Source organism: Arthrobacter sp. K41 (assembly GCF_059089645.1).
This window is the reverse complement of the sequence record NZ_JBNHEW010000001.1, coordinates 593,676-610,278: the sequence shown is the minus strand read 5'-3', so window position 1 is coordinate 610,278 and position 16,603 is coordinate 593,676. Positions and strand designations below refer to the sequence as shown.

The window sequence follows — 16,603 nt, the reverse complement described above, 5'->3', positions numbered from 1 at the left end:
GGACGGGAACAGCCGGCGGATCCGGTGCTGCCTCCGACGTGATTTAGTCCGGGTATGAGAGAATGATGGTGGCTGGAAGCCGATCCACATTCGGACTCCGGTCCGGTGGCTTGTTCCCAAGACCGCCAATGACGAGCAGGGCAGGCATCGGTCTCACCGACGCAGTCTCCCGCGACTCCATTGCGCGGCACCTGGTTGTGGCACGTAGAACAACGGGTTTCAGAACATCCCACCGGCCCCCACGGGCTGCCGCACCCCACTGCCGGTGCGAACCTGGGGGTATCCACTTGACTTCTGTCAACGCCTGCGGGTCTTGACAATATGTGCCCCAATGGGTGCCGGATGTGGCGGTACGTCAGGGGCAGGAGTGTTGCCACATATGGATAATGAACAAGTTTCAGCCGTTAACGACGAAGCATCGGCCGCGGAGGCAGACGCTGCCCCCAAAAAGGCTACGAGGACCCGCCGGAAGGCCGCTCCCAAAGCCGAGGCCCTGACTCCGCCAACGGACCTTCCCGCAGAGGGCGCCGCCAGCGCTGACCCTTCCGCAGCTGCCGCCGTCGAAGTGGAAGCGGATGTTGTGGAATCCGGCGCTTTGGAGGCCAAAGCTCCCGTCCGGCGGACGCGTGCCCGGAAAAAGGTAGAAGCAGCGGAACCGCTCCCCGCCTTCGCCGAAGACGCAGAACCCGAATCAGCAGCCGTTAACTCCACGCCGGACACCGGTGCTGATGCCGGTGCAAGCGCCGGGACCCCTGGGCTCGACGCCGCGGAGCCGGCCGCCGAAGTCGTTGAAACGAAGCCCGTCCGGCGCCGCCGGGTTGCCACGCGCAAGACCTCCGCGCCTGCCGTCGCAGTGGAACCCCCAGCCGCAGCGGCAGAGCCGGCAGGGGAACCCGCCGCTACCCAGTCACCCGCAGATCTCCCGGCAGCCGTAACTCCGGCCGGCGCTGCTGAGGCAGCCGCTGCAGTGCCCGCAGCAGCAGTCCGGCCGAACGCACCAGAGGCCCCTGCAGAAGAAGCTGCAGAAGAGCCAGCCCCCGAACCGGAGGCCGCACAGGCTGCTCCCAACATTGAGGCACCGCAGGCAGCCACCGCGGAAACGGCGCCCGCGGCTCCTTCCAGCCCCTTCGGTTCCCTTTTCATGGAACCCGCTTCCCCCACCTCCGTGCTGTTCCAGGCGCCGGACCTGAGCACCGTGGTGCGTCCGGCTCCCGCAGTAGCGGAAGAGGTTGGAGAGGACGACGCCGAGGACGGCGATGCGGAAGACGCCAACGGCCGCCGCAGGCGCCGGGGACGGGGCCGCCGCGGCCGCAGCCGCCTCGGAGAGCGGGAAGCCGACACCGACCTCGAAGGCAGCGAAGATGTTGACGGAGATGTCCCGGACGACGCCGACGAGGAGTCCGCGGGACAGGTGGAGGAAGGCGTCACGTCCCGCCGTCGCCGCCGCCGCCGCCGTGGCGACCAGGACCTCGAACTGACGGGTGGGGGAGACGACGATCCGCCCAACACGGTTACCCGCGTGCGCGCACCGCGCGCCGTGACTGAACCGGCCGTCAGTAACCGCGTCACCAGCGTCAAGGGATCCACCCGGCTGGAGGCGAAGAAGCAGCGCCGGCGCGAGTCGCGTGACACCGGCCGCCGCCGCACCGTCATTACCGAGGCCGAATTCCTTGCCCGCCGCGAGTCTGTCGACCGGCAGATGATTGTGCGCCAGCGCGACGACAGAATCCAGATCGCCGTCCTCGAAGACGGCGTCCTGGCCGAGCATTTTGTGTCGAAGACCCAGCAGGATTCCCTGATCGGCAACGTCTACCTCGGCAAGGTCCAGAACGTGCTGCCTTCCATGGAAGCCGCCTTCGTGGACATCGGGCGCGGCCGGAACGCCGTCCTTTACGCCGGTGAGGTGAACTGGGAAGCCGTCAACCTCGAGGGCAAGCAGCGCCGTATCGAAAATGCGCTCAAGTCCGGTGATACCGTGCTGGTCCAGGTGACCAAGGACCCCGTGGGACACAAGGGCGCACGCCTGACCAGCCAGATCTCACTCCCCGGCCGCTACCTGGTGTTCGTTCCCGGCGGTTCCATGACCGGCATCTCGCGCAAACTGCCCGACGTAGAACGCAACCGCCTCAAGCGCATCCTCAAGGACCGGCTCCCGGAGCAGGCGGGCGTCATCGTCCGCACCGCCGCCGAGGGAGCGTCCGAGGAAGAGCTGACACACGACATCAACCGCCTGCGCGCGCAGTGGGAAGGCATCGAAAGCCAGTCGAAGTCCACCAAGATCCTTGCTCCTGAGCTGCTGTACGGCGAACCGGACCTCACCATCAAGGTGGTCCGTGACGTCTTCAACGAAGACTTCTCCAAGCTGATCGTTTCAGGCGAGGAAGCCTGGGACACCATCGAGGCGTACGTCACCTATGTGGCGCCGGACCTGGTGGGACGCCTCGAAAAGTGGACCAAGGACCAGGACATCTTCGCTGCTTGGCGCATTGACGAGCAGATCCACAAGGCGCTGGAGCGGAAGGTCTTCCTCCCGTCCGGCGGTTCGCTGGTGATCGACCGCACCGAAGCCATGACCGTGGTGGACGTCAACACCGGCAAGTTCACCGGCAGCGGCGGCAACCTCGAAGAGACGGTGACCAAAAACAACCTCGAGGCTGCTGAAGAAGTGGTCCGCCAGCTCCGCCTCCGCGACATCGGCGGCATCATCGTCATCGACTTCATCGACATGGTCCTTGAATCCAACCGCGACCTCGTTCTGCGCCGCATGGTGGAATGCCTGGGACGCGACCGCACCAAGCACCAGGTTGCCGAAGTGACCTCCCTTGGCCTGGTGCAGATGACGCGAAAGCGGATGGGCACCGGACTCCTGGAAGTCTTCGGCGAGCAGTGCGAAGCGTGCGCCGGCCGCGGTGTCGTCACCCATGACGACCCCGTTGAGCACCGGCGGGCCAACATCGTAGCCGCCGAACACCACGTCCAGCGGACCGACAGCCGGCCGGAACCCCGCAGCGAAGGCCACCGCAATGACGCCCCGCGCATCGACAGCAGCCAGGCCGGCGTGCGTCCGGACCGGAAGCGGCGGCGGGGCCGTGGCGGCCAGCAGCCCGAGGTTGCCCCCGCGCCTGCCGTGCCCGTCCACACAGTCCAGCCCGACCCCACTGACGCTGAGCGGCACGCGAAGGCGGAAGCCACCCGGCTGGCCCTTGCCAACATCGCCGCCGCCGCGCATGCAGCCCACTTGCACGACGACGAAGTGGCCGCAGCCAGGCTGGCTGCCGCGGACCATTCCGCGCCCGCCCCTGCTCCGGCTCCCGCAGTGGAAACAAACCGCGACGACGATGCGCGCCCGGCCGCCGTGCTGACCTTTGGCGGCGAGAAGGTGGTGCTGCCGTTCGTGGACCACGCTGAGGAGCAGCCGCAGAAGCCCGCACTGACCCTGGACCGGCTTGCCGAAGCGTTCGCCCACCTGGGCCAGCCGGCGCCCGCACAAGCGGAGCCTGAGCAGACCGAACCGGAGCAGAAACCGGCGGAGCGCGTGGAGCCGGTACAGCCGGCCCGCGTGCCTGCTGCAGCCGCTGCCGGGGAACCGGCGAAGGACTACACGGACCACACGCTGGAGCAGTCCCGGCAACGGCGCCCGCGGCGCAACCGCAGTGCCAGCCGCGCCCAGGGAGCAGCCAACGAAACCTCCGTGCAGCATCACGAAAGCGTGGCGGCAGCCAGCACAGGGCATACCCACGAGGCAAAGGCTCCGGCGCCGGCCGGTGCCGGCGGTGCCGGCCTTGAAAAAGCGTCAACAAAGCCCGCAGAGGCGCCCATCATCCTGGGCGTAGGCGTACCGGCCTCGGAGCTCTAGCCGGAGCGCTCACGGGCACGTACCGGCGCGTTTCAACAAGTCCCCGTTCAGTGGACAAAACCCCATGAAGTTCCAGGGGATTTGTCCACCGGGCGGGGACTTTTGCGTGCAGGGCCCGCAGGGCGGGATGCGGAGCTGCGCGCCATCAGCGTGCGGCTTCGGGTCGCAATGTGTCACCTTCAGCCTGGGGCGGGCAAAAAAGCTAGGCTGGGGAACCGACACGGGGTGCCGCGCAGAGAGCCGGCTGAGATTCAGACCCGTTGAACCTGTCCGGTTAGCACCGGCGAAGGGATGTCCTTTGTCTACGACTCTTGTAATGCCCGCAGCCACCCCTGGACCCGCCACTGCGCCGGCATTGCCGGGCCGGCAGGTACCCAGGGTCCTGTCCATCGCCGGCTCGGATCCTTCCGGCGGTGCCGGTATCCAGGCGGATTTGAAAAGCATCGCGGCCCTCGGGGGGTACGGGATGGCAGCCATCACTGCCCTCACAGCCCAGAACACGCACGGAGTAAGGTCCGTTCACGTGCCCCCTGCAGCATTCCTGGCAGAGCAACTCGACGCCATCAGCGACGACATCACCATCGACGCCGTGAAAATCGGAATGCTCGGCAACGCCGACGTCATTGGAACGGTGGCGCAGTGGCTGCAGAAGGTGCGGCCCGCCGTCGTGGTCCTGGACCCAGTTATGGTTGCCACCAGCGGCGACCGGCTCCTGCACGAGTCTGCCGAAACGGCCCTGCGCGAACTCCTGCCGCTGGCACACCTCATCACCCCCAACCTCGCGGAGCTCGCCATGCTTGTGGGCGGGCAGTTGCAGGACAGCTGGGGCGGCGCGCTGGACCAGGGCCGCGCCCTCGCAGCCGCCAGCGGCGCAACCGTACTGGTCAAGGGCGGCCACCTGGACGGCAACGAGTGCCCGGACGCGCTGGTCAACACCCTGGGCCTGCTGTCCCATGAAGTGGTGGAGGTGCCAGGGGAGCGGCTTGCAACGACGAACAGCCACGGCACAGGCTGTTCGTTGTCCTCTGCAATGGCCACCGCCCAGGCGCGGCTGGGGGACTGGGAAGCGTCACTCCGGGAAGCCAAGCCGTGGCTCGCCGGCGCGCTCAAGGCCTCGGGAACCCTGGAGGTGGGGACAGGCAACGGGCCCGTGCATCATTTCCACCACCTGCAGCCGGTGCCGGCGGAAGGCAGCTTCGCGGCGCAGCTGCGGCGTGAGGCGCAGCCGGACCTGGAGGATATCTATGCCCTCGGCTTCATCCGCGACCTGGCTACGGGCAGCCTTCAGGAGCACCAGTTTGAGTACTACCTCGCGCAGGACGCCCTCTACCTCAACGGCTATTCACGGGTTCTGGCAAGGGCGAGTTCGCTGGCGCCCACCGAGGCGGAGCAACTGTTTTGGGCTGCTTCGGCCGGGCAGTGCCTGGAGGTCGAGTCGGAGCTTCACCGCTCCTGGCTGGGCGCGCGCTCGGTCCTGCCCCGGCTCGGCCCCGTCACCAAGTCCTACGTTGACCACCTGACGGCGGCCTCGGCGTCGGGCAGTTATGCGGTCCTCGCGGCGGCAGTCCTGCCCTGCTTCTGGCTGTACGCCGAGGTAGGCGCCACGCTCCACGCCCAGTTTGTTGCCGCCGGTGAACCTTCCGCGCACCCTTACGCGGAGTGGCTGCGCACCTATGCCGACGAAGACTTCGCCGCCGCCACCCGCAGGGCCATTGCCATAGTGGATGAAGCGGGACGCAGGGCCTCCGCTGCCGAGCGGCCCGCCATGATCACGGCATTCAAACAGTCCTGCCGCCTGGAAGTGGACTTCTTCGACGCGCCGCGCCTCCATGCCTGACACCGTGGCCGCGGCCTTGCCGGTAGTATGGTGGGGCACGGTCCCGAGGCCGGGATTCAGCAGTGGTACTTATCACAGCCAGCCCGCCGGAACCAGCCTCATTTGCGGCCGAAGCCAAAATTAGCGTATTCTGGATCTTCGGTGCTTACGCCAACACTTGGGTTATGACCCCACGGCGTTGAGGCACAGCGAGAAACCAGGCTTTTATTGGCCGGTTCCGCACGCAAATTTTGTAATAAACGTCGAGAGAAGTGAGTTCCCAAGTGGTGTACGCGATTGTCCGCGCAGGCGGCCGCCAAGAGAAGGTTTCCGTTGGAGACTTCGTTACCCTTAACCGCGTCGCCGGTGGAGCTGGCAGCACTATCCAGCTGCCCGCACTGCTCCTGGTTGATGGTGACAAGGTCACCACCGCCGCTGCTGACCTGGCCAAGGTAACTGTTACGGCTGAGATCCTGAACGACCTCCGTGGTCCGAAGATTGTGATCCAGAAGTTCAAGAACAAGACCGGTTACAAGAAGCGCCAGGGTCACCGCCAGGAACTGACCAAGGTCAAGATCACTGGTATCCAGTAACCTTCGTTACTGTTCAGGTTTTTCAGCAGATCCCCAGAATTTAGAGGCAGGCATTTCAAATGGCACATAAAAAGGGCGCGAGCTCCACTCGCAACGGTCGTGATTCCAACGCTCAGTACCTCGGCGTGAAGCGCTTCGGCGGCCAAGTCGTCTCCGCAGGCGAGATCATCGTCCGCCAGCGTGGCACCCACTTCCACCCGGGCGCCGGCGTTGGCCGTGGCGGCGACGACACCCTGTTCGCACTGACCCCGGGAGCCGTTGAATTCGGCACCCGCCGCGGTCGTCGCGTCGTCAACATCGTTGCTGCTGCAGCTGCAGAGTAACAAACAGTTCTGAAGCGGTGGAGCGGGCCAGTTGGTCCGCTCCACTGTTCTTTTAACCGCATTACAATCGTCTTGGCGCCCCGCGGCGTCCAGGAAACAGCATTGAGGAGAACCACGTGGCCAGCTTTGTAGACCGGGTAGTACTGCACGTATCCGGCGGTGCCGGCGGTCACGGATGCGTCTCCGTCCACCGCGAAAAGTTCAAGCCGCTTGGCGGTCCCGACGGCGGCAACGGCGGCAATGGCGGCGACGTGATCCTTCGCGTTGACCACCAGACCACTACCCTCCTTGACTACCACCACGCACCCCACCGCCACGCCACCAACGGTGGCCCGGGCATGGGTGACTGGCGTGGCGGCAAGAACGGCGAAACCCTGATACTCCCCGTCCCTGACGGCACCGTGGTCAAATCCAAGGACGGCACGGTCCTCGCGGACCTCGTTGGTGAAGGCGCCGAATACGTAGCCGCAGCAGGGGGCATCGGCGGCCTCGGCAACGCCGCGCTCTCATCACAGAAGCGCAAAGCACCCGGGTTCGCCCTGCTCGGTATCGAGGGCGAGTCCAGCGACATCGTCCTGGAGCTTAAGTCGATCGCCGATATCGCCCTGGTGGGCTTCCCGTCCGCCGGCAAGTCCAGCCTCATCGCCGCCATGTCCGCGGCCAGGCCTAAAATTGCTGACTATCCTTTCACCACGCTGGTTCCCAACCTCGGCGTGGTCCAGGCCGGTGACGTGCGCTTCACCATCGCCGACGTTCCTGGCCTCATCGAAGGCGCCAGCGAAGGCAGGGGACTGGGCCACCACTTCCTGCGCCATGTTGAGCGTTGCGCCGCACTGGTCCACGTCCTTGACTGTGGCACCCTCGAGTCGGACCGGGACCCACTCGCCGACCTCGCGATCATCGAGGCCGAACTGGAAAAGTACGCCGTGGACATGAGCTACGCCGGGCAGGACGGGGAAGTTGTTCCGCTGAACCACCGCCCCCGCCTCGTGGCGTTGAACAAAGTGGACCTGCCCGACGGCAAGGACATGGCCGAGTTCGTCCGCCCGGAACTCGAATCCCGCGGCTACCAGGTGTTCGAGGTGTCGGCCACCAGCCATGAGGGCCTCCGCCAGCTCGGCTTCGCCATGGCCGGCATCGTTAAAGCTGCCCGCGAGGCAGTGGCCGCCGCGCCGCCCAAGGTCCAGCCGGCCGTGTTGCGGCCCCGGGCCGTGAATGAATCCGGATTCAGGATCCGCCGCGAGGAAAAGGGCCTGGAGCCGCTGTTCCGCGTCCTGGGAGAGAAGCCGGAGCGCTGGGTCAAGCAGACGGACTTCACCAACGAGGAAGCCATCGGCTACCTGGCCGACCGGCTGGCCAAGCTCGGTGTGGAGACGGAGTTGTTCAAGCAGGGCGCCAAGCCCGGCGACACCGTGGTGATCGGCGGGGACGACGGCGTCGTCTTCGACTGGGAACCCACCATGATGGCGGGCGCGGAACTCCTGGCCTCTCCCCGCGGCACCGACATCCGTTTTGCCGACATCGGTGACCGTCCCACGCGCGGCCAGAAGCGCGAAGAGCAGCAGGAACGCAAGGATGCCAAGGCCGCCGCCCGCGCCGAGCTGGAAGCGGAACGCAAGGCCGGCATCTGGACCGAGTCCGTCAGCAGCCGCAGGGTGGCCAAGCCCCTCAAGGAGAGTGGACTGGACGCAGGCGATGAGTTCTAAGGCCGTGGCTGCGGAACCGCTCACCCGGTCCGTGGACAGGAGCGTCCTTGCGAACGCCGGCCGCGTTGTGGTCAAGGTGGGCTCGTCGTCACTGACAAGCATCAAGGGCGGCATCTCCGAGAAGTCCCTGACGGCCTTGGCGGACGCCCTGGCCGCCAAGCGGAATACGGGGACCGAGATCATCCTCGTCTCCTCCGGTGCCATTGCCGCCGGCCTGGCTCCGCTGGGCCTTGCCAAGCGTCCCCGCGATCTCGCCACGCAGCAGGCAGCGGCGAGTGTTGGGCAGGGCCTGCTGATGGCCCGCTATACCCAGGCCTTCGGTGCACACGGTGTCACCGTCAGCCAGGTCCTGCTCACCGCCGAGGACCTGATGCGGCGCAGCCAGCACACCAATGCGTTCCGCGCCCTGGACCGGCTGCTCAACCTTGGCGTGGTCCCGGTGGTCAATGAGAATGACACTGTAGCCACGCACGAAATCCGGTTCGGCGACAACGACCGCCTCGCAGCCCTGGTGGCCCACCTGGTGCGCGCGGACGCGCTGGTGCTGCTCTCCGACGTCGACTCCCTGTACGACGGACCGCCCTCGCTCGGTGCCAAGAGGATTCCGCTCGTGGAAGGCCCCCACGACCTTGACGGCGTGTCCATCGGCAAGACCGGCAAAGCCGGTGTCGGTACCGGCGGGATGCTGACCAAGGTGGAGGCTGCGTCCATGGCCGCCGGCTCCGGCATCCACGCCCTGGTCACATCCACCCCCAACGCCGCTGCCGCGCTGAACGGCGAAGACGTGGGCACGTGGTTTACGGTCAACGGGGCCCGCAAGCCGGTCCGTCTGTTGTGGCTGGCTCACGTGGCGTCCGTCCAGGGCCGCCTGGTGCTGGACGACGGCGCCGTCAGAGCTGTGCGCCATCACCGCACATCGCTGCTGCCCGCCGGAATCTCCGCGGTGCACGGTGATTTTGAAGCCGGCGACGCCGTCGAGATCGCCAGTGCCGACGGCACCGTGGTTGCCCGCGGACTCGTCAACTACTCCGCGGCCGAGCTGCCCCAGATGCTGGGCAGGTCCACCAGGGACCTCGGTGAGACTTTGGGCAGCGGCTATGACCGCGAAGTTGTTCATGTGGATGACCTCGTGCTGGTGTGAGCCCCGGGCTCGCCTAAACTTGGAGCATGACTGAAGCCCTGATCCACCAGACCGCTGAAAACTCCAGAGACACTGCTGCGCCTGCCGGTGCGCCGTCCGTCGAGTTCCCCGCAGCATCGGTCCCGGCTGACGTTCCGCTTTCTTCCGGTGACGTTGAGGCAGCAGTGCACGCCGTCGCAGACCGTTCCCGCCACGCTGCGCGGCGGATGGCCATGGCCAACCGGGCCTGGAAGGACCGGGCCCTTCGCGCCGTGGGCACTGCCCTGCAGGAGGGCACCGCCGCCATCCTCTCTGCGAATGCCGCCGACGTCGCAGCTGGAAAGGCCAACGGCACCTCCGCCGCCATGCTGGACCGGCTTACCCTCACAGAAACCCGGATTGCGGGACTCGTGGCCGCCCTCGATAACCTGGCCGGCCTGCCGGATCCCGTGGGCAACGTGGTCCGAGGGCAGACCCTGCCCAACGGGCTGCGCCTTCGGCAGGTCAACGTACCCATGGGCGTGGTGGCGGCCATCTACGAGGCGCGGCCGAACGTCACCGTGGACATTGCCGGCCTGGCCCTCAAGAGCGGCAACGCCGTTATCCTTCGGGGCGGCAGTGCGGCCCAGGCCACCAATGAAGTGCTGGTCCGTATCCTGCGCGAGGCACTCGAATCGGTGGGCCTGCCTGCCGACGCCGTCCAGACAGTTGACCAGTACGGCCGTGCCGGCGCCAATGTCCTGATGCGCGCCCGCGGCAGGGTGGACGTGCTCATTCCCCGCGGCGGCCGCGAGCTCATCCAGACTGTGGTCACCAACTCCGCTGTTCCCGTTATCGAGACGGGGGAGGGGAATGTGCATATCTTCATTGACGAGTCCGCCAGCGAAGACATGGCCGTGGAGATCCTGCTGAACGCCAAAACCCAGAGGCCCAGCGTGTGCAATACGGTCGAGACGCTGCTGGTCCACTCCGGGTCAACGGTCCTGCCTGCCGTTGCCGCCGCCCTCAGCAAGGCCGGCGTCCGGCTGCACGCCGACGAGCGTGTCAGGGCATCCCTTCCCGCTTCGATCGCGTCCGAACCTGCCACTGACGAGGACTGGGCCACCGAGTACATGGACCTTGACCTCGCTGTTGCCATGGTGGACAGCATGGACGAGGCCGTGAAGCACATCCGCACCTGGTCAACGGGGCACACCGAGGCGATCCTCACCAACGACCTCGCCAACGCGGAGCGGTTCATTGCCGAAGTGGATTCCGCCGCCGTCATCGTCAACGCCTCCACCAGGTTCACCGACGGCGGGGAGCTTGGCCTGGGTGCCGAGGTGGGCATTTCCACCCAGAAGCTGCATGCACGCGGCCCGATGGGTCTGACGGAACTCACCACCACCAAGTGGATCGTTCAGGGCGAGGGCCAGATCCGCGGGTAGCAACGCGGTAACATATACCAGAAGTCAGAAACGGCGGAGCTTTCCGCTGCCACAATTGTTGAACCCAAGGGGAGAAAATGCTGTTCCAGCAGATTGCCACGACCATCGCCGAAGGCGAAGAGCACGAACTCGCCCCGCTGTGGGCTGAGCCGTGGGTCTTCGGAGTGGTGATCTTCGCCATCCTGCTGGTGATGATGTTCATCACGCTGTCCTACTCCAACCTTGGCAACCGCCATGCCGCAACGGAGGAGCATGCGGATCCGCACCGCCAGCACCCCAACAAGCACGACCACGGGCAGGGCCACTAACATTTCCCGCGCACTTCACCATAACGGTGCCAACGGCAGGTTGCGCCTGGGCGTCATGGGCGGGACGTTTGATCCCATCCATCACGGCCACCTGGTGGCAGCCAGTGAAGTGGCTGCCGAGTTTGATCTGGACGAGGTGGTCTTTGTTCCCACCGGCCAGCCCTGGCAGAAGTCCCACAAACAGGTCAGCGAGCCTGAGCACCGCTATCTCATGACTGTCATCGCCACGGCGTCCAACCCGCGCTTTACCGTCAGCCGCGTGGATGTTGACCGGCCTGGACCCACCTACACCATCGACACGCTGCGGGACCTCCGGGCCCAGCGCCCGGACGCGGATCTCTTCTTCATCACCGGCGCCGATGCGCTGGCGCAGATCCTGTCCTGGAAGGACATCGACGAGTTGTGGTCACTGGCCCACTTTGTGGGAGTGACCAGGCCGGGGCATGTGCTCGACGGCATGGGCCGCAGCGACGTCAGTTTGCTTGAGGTGCCCGCAATGGCCATTTCTTCCACCGATTGCCGCACCCGCGTGGCGGACAACAATCCGGTGTGGTACCTCGTGCCGGACGGGGTTGTCCAGTACATCGCCAAGTATGGTCTTTACCTGGACGGCACGGCGGGTGCCAGTGCTCCAATCTCCGAAGCAAGCGAACCAGCCAGCACTGAATGAGTTCTCTATGAGTCAGGAACAGCCCCCCATCCGCAGCCGCCGGGAACTCCGGAAGGCCAGGGACGCGCAACAGTCATCCGTGTCCACCGCCACGGACGAGCTTTCGCCTGCCCAAAAGAACCCGGCTCCCAACCGTCCCGCCCCGGGCACCGCAGCCACGGCTCCTGAACAGACGCACACCCAGCGCTCTTCGCAAATCCGCGCGCGGGACCGCGCGGCACTGCGCACCATCAAGGAACTGGAAGAAAAAGAGGGTCAGCTGGCAGCGGGAGGGCCGCCCACCCGGCGTCAGCTTCGCCTGCAGCAGCTCAAGGAACAGGCGCTTACCAGTGCCAACCCGATCGTTGCCCCGGCCGTGCCGGATGGTTCAGAGGGCAAGGCTCCCGCAGCCCCCGCCGCCGCCGCCAGGAACAAGGCAGGGGAGCAGGACCCGCAAGAGCCACAGGGCAAGCCTTTCCCAGGCGGTGCTTCCGTTGGAACCGCCGCGCCTGCACTGGCGCCAGTGGCCCCGGATGGGATGACCGTCGAACAGGCCTTGGCAGCCAGGTCACTGATCGCAGAGCAGGCCAAAAACCAGATCGCGAAGATGCAGCACATCGCCTCGCTGGATCCGGAAGCCGTGGATCCGGAGATCCTGGCGGAGCAGATCGCCCTGGCGGAACGTGCGGCCGTGATGAACCGGCGTGCCATGGCCAAGCAGAAGCTTGCCGAACAGACCGGCATACCGGCCCCCGCCACCGACTCGCCCAAAGACCCCGCGCCCCGGCAGCAAGGACCGAAGCCGGCCCCCGTTCCGGCGCAGCGGCCGGCTCCCTCGGCCGCCAGCAACCTGGCGATGGTCACCCCTCTGGAATTCGTCCAGGTGCCGGGCGTCGACCGGCCGGTCATGAAGCCACCGGCCACGAGCCACGTTCCGGTCACCACACGCCCCGGGACGAAAGTGGTGCCGTCCGGCACCAGGAAGCGGCGTCCCGCGGGCGGTGACCGTCCGACCTCGTCCGACGCCGGACCCGGCCGTTCGCAGGTATTAGCCCGGGCAGAGGCTGCGGCGAAGGCAGCAGTTCTGCCCAAGCCTGCGGTCCTGGCGCCGGCAGTGGTGGCAGAGAACCACATCGGGAGTGCCGTCGAGGACCTGCCCCGTGTGCCCGCCCGGCAGGCCCACGGGCTGGATCCGCTGGACGCGGCAACGGCAGGAATGGCGCGGGCCACCCGGAACCGCATCCTTCAGTTCTCTGTCCTTGCCTTCGGGATCCTGGCCCTCATCGCCGGCATCCTCCTGATCATCAGCGGAATGTCCCGCTGACCGGCGCTGCCGGCACCACAAGCTTTCAAAACCAACAAGGAGTCCGCGTGACTGCATCAGATACATCCATCACCACAGCCCGCACTGCCGCCAAGGCAGCTGCGGACAAGATTGCCCAGGACATCGTGGCTCTGGACGTGAGTGAACGCCTCGCCCTGGCAGATGTTTTCCTCATTGCCTCCGCCCCCAGTGAGCGGCAGGTCAACGCCATCGTTGATGGAATTGAAGAGGAACTTGCCAAGCAGGATTTGCGGCCTGTCCGGCGCGAAGGCCGTTCCGGCGGCCGGTGGGTCCTGCTCGACTACTCGGACATCGTCATTCACGTCCAGCATGAAGAAGACCGCGTCTTCTATGCGCTGGAGCGCCTGTGGAAGGACTGCCCCGTGGTGGACCTGCAGCTGGAAGACGACGCTTCGGCGAAGGCTGCTGCTTCCACAGACTCGGAGTAGGCACGCAGACCGGCCGAATATGCCCGATTTGGAATTTTCGGAATTGCTGTTCTAAGATATTTGAGTTGCTCCGGCGAACACCGGAAGAAAAGCTTTTTGAGCGGCAATAATTCGGGGCTGTGGCGCAGCTGGTAGCGCACCTGCATGGCATGCAGGGGGTCAGGGGTTCGAGTCCCCTCAGCTCCACCAATAATCCGCCGGGATCACAGGATCCCGGCGGATTTTGTGTTTATCCGCCCGGGAAGCGGCTGGTTCGGCCTGCTGCCGGGCGCGGAAACGGTTGAAGGTGCCGATTGGCGCGCAGCAGCAAAGTGCATTAAGCTGATCAGGTTGCTTCGGCGGGAACCCTCCCACTGCGGCAGCAAGGTCCGGGGCTGTGGCGCAGCTGGTAGCGCACCTGCATGGCATGCAGGGGGTCAGGGGTTCGAGTCCCCTCAGCTCCACCGGTCATCCTCCTTGCAGGAGGAAAAAGGAACCACCCGTCCGGGTGGTTCCTTTTCTGCTTCCCGGGACGTTACAGGTTCGAACCGCTATAGCCACTGCCTGCGCCGCAGGGGCGGCTGGTCCCCGCCTGGCCGCTGGACAAGAACCTGGTTAACTCCCGTCAGATTGTTTTCAAACCCCAGGGCGCTGGAAGCCATATACAGCCGCCACACCCGGGCCCGTCCCGGGCTGGTCAGCTGTACCGCCTGGTCCCAGTGCTCTTCCAACCGGTGGACCCATGCCCGCAGGGTGAGGGCGTAATGCCGGCGCAGGGCCTCCACGTCCAAAATCTCGAAGCCTGCAGCTTCCAGGGCGGCGGACATTTCGCTAAGGCTGATCATCTCGCCGTCGGGGAATACGTAGCGGGGGATAAAGGAGTCCGGGTCCGGCGCGGTGGGTCCGGCGTTCCAGGAGATGGCGTGGTTAAGCAGGCGGCCGCCAGGGCAAAGCAGCTCGAACAATGCCGCGGTGTAGCGTGGCATTTCTGTCCGTCCCACGTGTTCGGACATCCCTATGGAGCTGATGGCGTCATAGGGCCCGTCCTGGACATCCCGATAGTCCTGCACCCGGATGTCCACTCTTTCGGTGAGGCCGGCCTCTGCCGCACGTTTGCGGGCCATGATGGCCTGTTCCTGGGACAAGGTAACACCCACCACGGTCACGCCGTACTTTGCGGCAGCGTGCAGGGCAAAGCTGCCCCAGCCACAGCCGACATCCAGCACCCGCATCCCGGGCTTGAGCCCCAGCTTGCGGCACACCAGGTCCAGCTTTGCCTCCTGGGCGGCGTCCAGGCCGCGGGCAAGGCGGTCCCCTGCGGGGGCCAGTCCGTCCTCCTCTTCAGGCCACACAGCGCAGGAGTAGACCATCGAGACTCCCAGGACCATTGCGTAAAAGTCATTGCCGACGTCGTAGTGGTGGGAGATGGCAGCGGAGTCCCGGCGCCGTGAGTGGAGCCTGCCCTTTCGGGCGATCCGCGCCTCTTCGGGCGGGGGAGCGGGGTTGGCGCCGATTGCCCCCAATCTGACGGCCGTCCGGAGCAGTGTCCAGAGTTCCCCGGCGGTGAGCGGTTTGAAGGGCCCTGGCTGAGCGAACTTTCCGGCCGAGCTCAAAGCGGTGAAGGCGGCAAATACGTCGCCGGGTGCATCAATGTCGCCGGAAACGTAGGCACGGCTGAGGCCCAACTGGCCTGGGGACCAAAGCATCCGCCGCAGGGCTCGCCGGGACCGGAACTCCAGCAGCGGCGCTCCTTCCGGCCCGGCCTCCGAGCCGTCCCATGCTCGCAGGCGGAGCGGTATTCCTTCCGTGCCCAGCACGATGGCCAGGGCTTTCGCGAGTCGTGCGGCGTTCCCTTTGCTGGTGGTCATGGCAGTCCTCCCTATGTCCTTTGGGGCCAAGACTAAGGCAGGCACGCCCTGCACGACTATCATGGGTGGGTGAATCCAGCCCGCGCCGACGTTGTTGTCATCGGCGCGGGCCAGGCAGGTCTTTCCGCCGCCTATCACCTCCAGCGCCGGGGGCTGGAGTTCGTAGTGCTCGACGCCGAGGAAGGTCCCGGCGGGGCATGGCGGCACCGCTGGAAAAGCCTCCGGATGGCCACCGTCAACGGCATCAGCGACCTCCCCGGCATCGCCAAGCCAGCGGTGGATCCGAGGGAACCGAGCTCTGAGTTCCTGACGCGTTACTTCCGCGCCTACGAGGAGGAACTGGGCCTGTACGTCCAGCGTCCGGTCAAGGTGGGGTCGGTCAGCCGCGAGGACCGGGACCCCGCCGGCAGGCTGTTGGTTGCCACCTCTGCCGGCATCTGGAGTGCAGCGGCGGTCATTAACGCCACCGGCACCTGGACCCGGCCGTTCTGGCCCGTCTATCCCGGGCAGTCCACGTTTCGGGGCAGGCAGCTCCATGTGGCCGGCTATGTCTCTGCCGAAGAGTTCGCAGGCAAGCATGTGATCGTGGTTGGCGGCGGAATCTCTGCAGTCGGCCTCCTGGACGAAATATCCCGCGTCACCTCCACCAGCTGGTTCACCCGGCGGGAGCCGGTGTGGCGGGAGGCGGAATTCGACGCGAAGGCCGGCCACGACGCAGTGGCACTGGTCGAAGAGCGGGTGCGCCAGGGCCTGCCCCCGCAAAGCGTGGTGTCAGTAACCGGGCTGATCCGGACACCGGCCCTGCGTGCGGCTGCGGCACGCGGTGCCCTCAACCGGCAACCGATGTTTGCAGCGATTGAACGCGACGGCGTCCGCCTGGCCAGCGGGGGCTTCCTGGCAGCAGACGTCATCCTGTGGGCCACCGGCTTCCGGGCCGAACTCGAGCACCTTGCCCCGCTGCACCTTCGCGGACCGGGCGGCGGCATCGTGATGGACGGAACCCGGGTGGCAGCCGAGCCGCGCGTCCATCTCGTGGGCTACGGGCCGTCGTCGTCAACCATCGGCGCCAACCGGGCGGGCCGCGCAGCAGTCGCTTCCATCCTCAAACTGCCGGGAGTCCGGCCTGCTGCCGGGACGGTAAATTGGGGCTGATGGCGGGAGCAGGGCACACATTGCAGACGGGAC

Annotated in this window: 13 protein-coding genes, 2 tRNA genes and 1 riboswitch; of the genes, 14 read left to right on the top strand and 1 reads right to left on the bottom strand. The window is 66.2% G+C overall.

Annotation, left to right across the window (positions count from 1 at the left end; genetic code table 11):
- Positions 1 to 379: 379 nt before the first annotated feature.
- The 13 genes from AC5RTE_RS02890 to AC5RTE_RS02830 all read left to right on the top strand — a co-directional run bounded on the left by AC5RTE_RS02890 (position 380) and on the right by AC5RTE_RS02830 (position 14,014).
- Complete coding sequence (locus AC5RTE_RS02890) at positions 380 to 3,856, top strand: Rne/Rng family ribonuclease (RefSeq protein WP_494039888.1); 3,477 nt, start codon at positions 380 to 382, stop codon at positions 3,854 to 3,856.
- A 211-nt stretch (positions 3,857 to 4,067) separates the two neighbouring features.
- Positions 4,068 to 4,165: riboswitch (TPP riboswitch) on the top strand.
- A 7-nt stretch (positions 4,166 to 4,172) separates the two neighbouring features.
- Complete coding sequence (gene thiD, locus AC5RTE_RS02885) at positions 4,173 to 5,693, top strand: bifunctional hydroxymethylpyrimidine kinase/phosphomethylpyrimidine kinase (RefSeq protein ID WP_494040144.1); 1,521 nt, start codon at positions 4,173 to 4,175, stop codon at positions 5,691 to 5,693.
- Positions 5,694 to 5,956: 263 nt separating this feature from the next.
- Positions 5,957 to 6,265, top strand: coding sequence for a 50S ribosomal protein L21 (rplU, locus tag AC5RTE_RS02880; protein ID WP_306639081.1), 309 nt, complete (start codon positions 5,957 to 5,959; stop codon positions 6,263 to 6,265).
- A gap of 59 nt (positions 6,266 to 6,324) precedes the next feature.
- Positions 6,325 to 6,588 carry a 50S ribosomal protein L27 gene (gene rpmA / locus AC5RTE_RS02875; protein ID WP_009372867.1) on the top strand — a complete coding sequence of 88 codons (264 nt, stop codon included), beginning with the start codon at positions 6,325 to 6,327 and terminating at the stop codon, positions 6,586 to 6,588.
- A 116-nt stretch (positions 6,589 to 6,704) separates the two neighbouring features.
- On the top strand, positions 6,705 to 8,294 hold the full coding sequence (gene obgE, locus AC5RTE_RS02870; RefSeq protein WP_494039887.1) for a GTPase ObgE: 1,590 nt from the start codon (positions 6,705 to 6,707) through the stop codon (positions 8,292 to 8,294).
- The gene (gene proB / locus AC5RTE_RS02865) at positions 8,284 to 9,435 is read left to right on the top strand and encodes a glutamate 5-kinase (RefSeq protein WP_494039886.1); all 1,152 of its coding nucleotides are present in this window, start codon (positions 8,284 to 8,286) and stop codon (positions 9,433 to 9,435) included. The genes obgE and proB overlap by 11 nt, the downstream gene beginning before the upstream one ends.
- Before the next feature lie 26 nt (positions 9,436 to 9,461).
- Positions 9,462 to 10,841, top strand: coding sequence for a glutamate-5-semialdehyde dehydrogenase (locus AC5RTE_RS02860; protein ID WP_494039885.1), 1,380 nt, complete (start codon positions 9,462 to 9,464; stop codon positions 10,839 to 10,841).
- Between the two features lie 77 nt (positions 10,842 to 10,918).
- Positions 10,919 to 11,149 (top strand): hypothetical protein, encoded by a 231-nt coding sequence (locus AC5RTE_RS02855; RefSeq protein WP_494039884.1) that lies wholly within the window; start codon positions 10,919 to 10,921, stop codon positions 11,147 to 11,149.
- Positions 11,094 to 11,819, top strand: coding sequence for a nicotinate-nucleotide adenylyltransferase (nadD, locus tag AC5RTE_RS02850; protein WP_494039883.1), 726 nt, complete (start codon positions 11,094 to 11,096; stop codon positions 11,817 to 11,819). The genes AC5RTE_RS02855 and nadD overlap by 56 nt, the downstream gene beginning before the upstream one ends.
- Before the next feature lie 7 nt (positions 11,820 to 11,826).
- Positions 11,827 to 13,122, top strand: a complete 1,296-nt coding sequence (locus tag AC5RTE_RS02845; RefSeq protein ID WP_494039882.1) for a hypothetical protein — start codon at positions 11,827 to 11,829, stop codon at positions 13,120 to 13,122.
- Positions 13,123 to 13,169: 47 nt separating this feature from the next.
- Positions 13,170 to 13,571, top strand: a complete 402-nt coding sequence (gene rsfS, locus AC5RTE_RS02840; protein WP_494039881.1) for a ribosome silencing factor — start codon at positions 13,170 to 13,172, stop codon at positions 13,569 to 13,571.
- Between the two features lie 113 nt (positions 13,572 to 13,684).
- Positions 13,685 to 13,760: transfer RNA gene (locus AC5RTE_RS02835), tRNA-Ala, on the top strand.
- A 181-nt stretch (positions 13,761 to 13,941) separates the two neighbouring features.
- Positions 13,942 to 14,014 (top strand) — tRNA-Ala (locus AC5RTE_RS02830).
- A gap of 87 nt (positions 14,015 to 14,101) precedes the next feature.
- On the opposite strand, the gene AC5RTE_RS02825 is transcribed toward AC5RTE_RS02830, so the two are convergent.
- Positions 14,102 to 15,418, bottom strand: a complete 1,317-nt coding sequence (locus AC5RTE_RS02825) for a class I SAM-dependent methyltransferase (protein ID WP_494039880.1) — start codon at positions 15,416 to 15,418, stop codon at positions 14,102 to 14,104.
- Between the two features lie 69 nt (positions 15,419 to 15,487).
- Between AC5RTE_RS02825 and AC5RTE_RS02820 the strand changes: the two genes are divergently transcribed.
- Positions 15,488 to 16,570, top strand: a complete 1,083-nt coding sequence (locus AC5RTE_RS02820) for an FAD-dependent oxidoreductase (RefSeq protein ID WP_494039879.1) — start codon at positions 15,488 to 15,490, stop codon at positions 16,568 to 16,570.
- Positions 16,571 to 16,603: the final 33 nt, after the last annotated feature.

Coding starts and splice junctions, on each gene's coding strand:
- AC5RTE_RS02890 (WP_494039888.1), top strand. CDS start 380: ATGGATAATGAACAAGTTTCAGCCGTTAACGACGAAGCATCGGCCGCG.
- thiD (WP_494040144.1), top strand. CDS start 4,173: ATGCCCGCAGCCACCCCTGGACCCGCCACTGCGCCGGCATTGCCGGGC.
- rpmA (WP_009372867.1), top strand. CDS start 6,325: ATGGCACATAAAAAGGGCGCGAGCTCCACTCGCAACGGTCGTGATTCC.
- proB (WP_494039886.1), top strand. CDS start 8,284: ATGAGTTCTAAGGCCGTGGCTGCGGAACCGCTCACCCGGTCCGTGGAC.
- AC5RTE_RS02860 (WP_494039885.1), top strand. CDS start 9,462: ATGACTGAAGCCCTGATCCACCAGACCGCTGAAAACTCCAGAGACACT.
- AC5RTE_RS02855 (WP_494039884.1), top strand. CDS start 10,919: ATGCTGTTCCAGCAGATTGCCACGACCATCGCCGAAGGCGAAGAGCAC.
- nadD (WP_494039883.1), top strand. CDS start 11,094: ATGCGGATCCGCACCGCCAGCACCCCAACAAGCACGACCACGGGCAGG.
- AC5RTE_RS02845 (WP_494039882.1), top strand. CDS start 11,827: ATGAGTCAGGAACAGCCCCCCATCCGCAGCCGCCGGGAACTCCGGAAG.
- AC5RTE_RS02825 (WP_494039880.1), bottom strand. CDS start 15,418: ATGACCACCAGCAAAGGGAACGCCGCACGACTCGCGAAAGCCCTGGCC.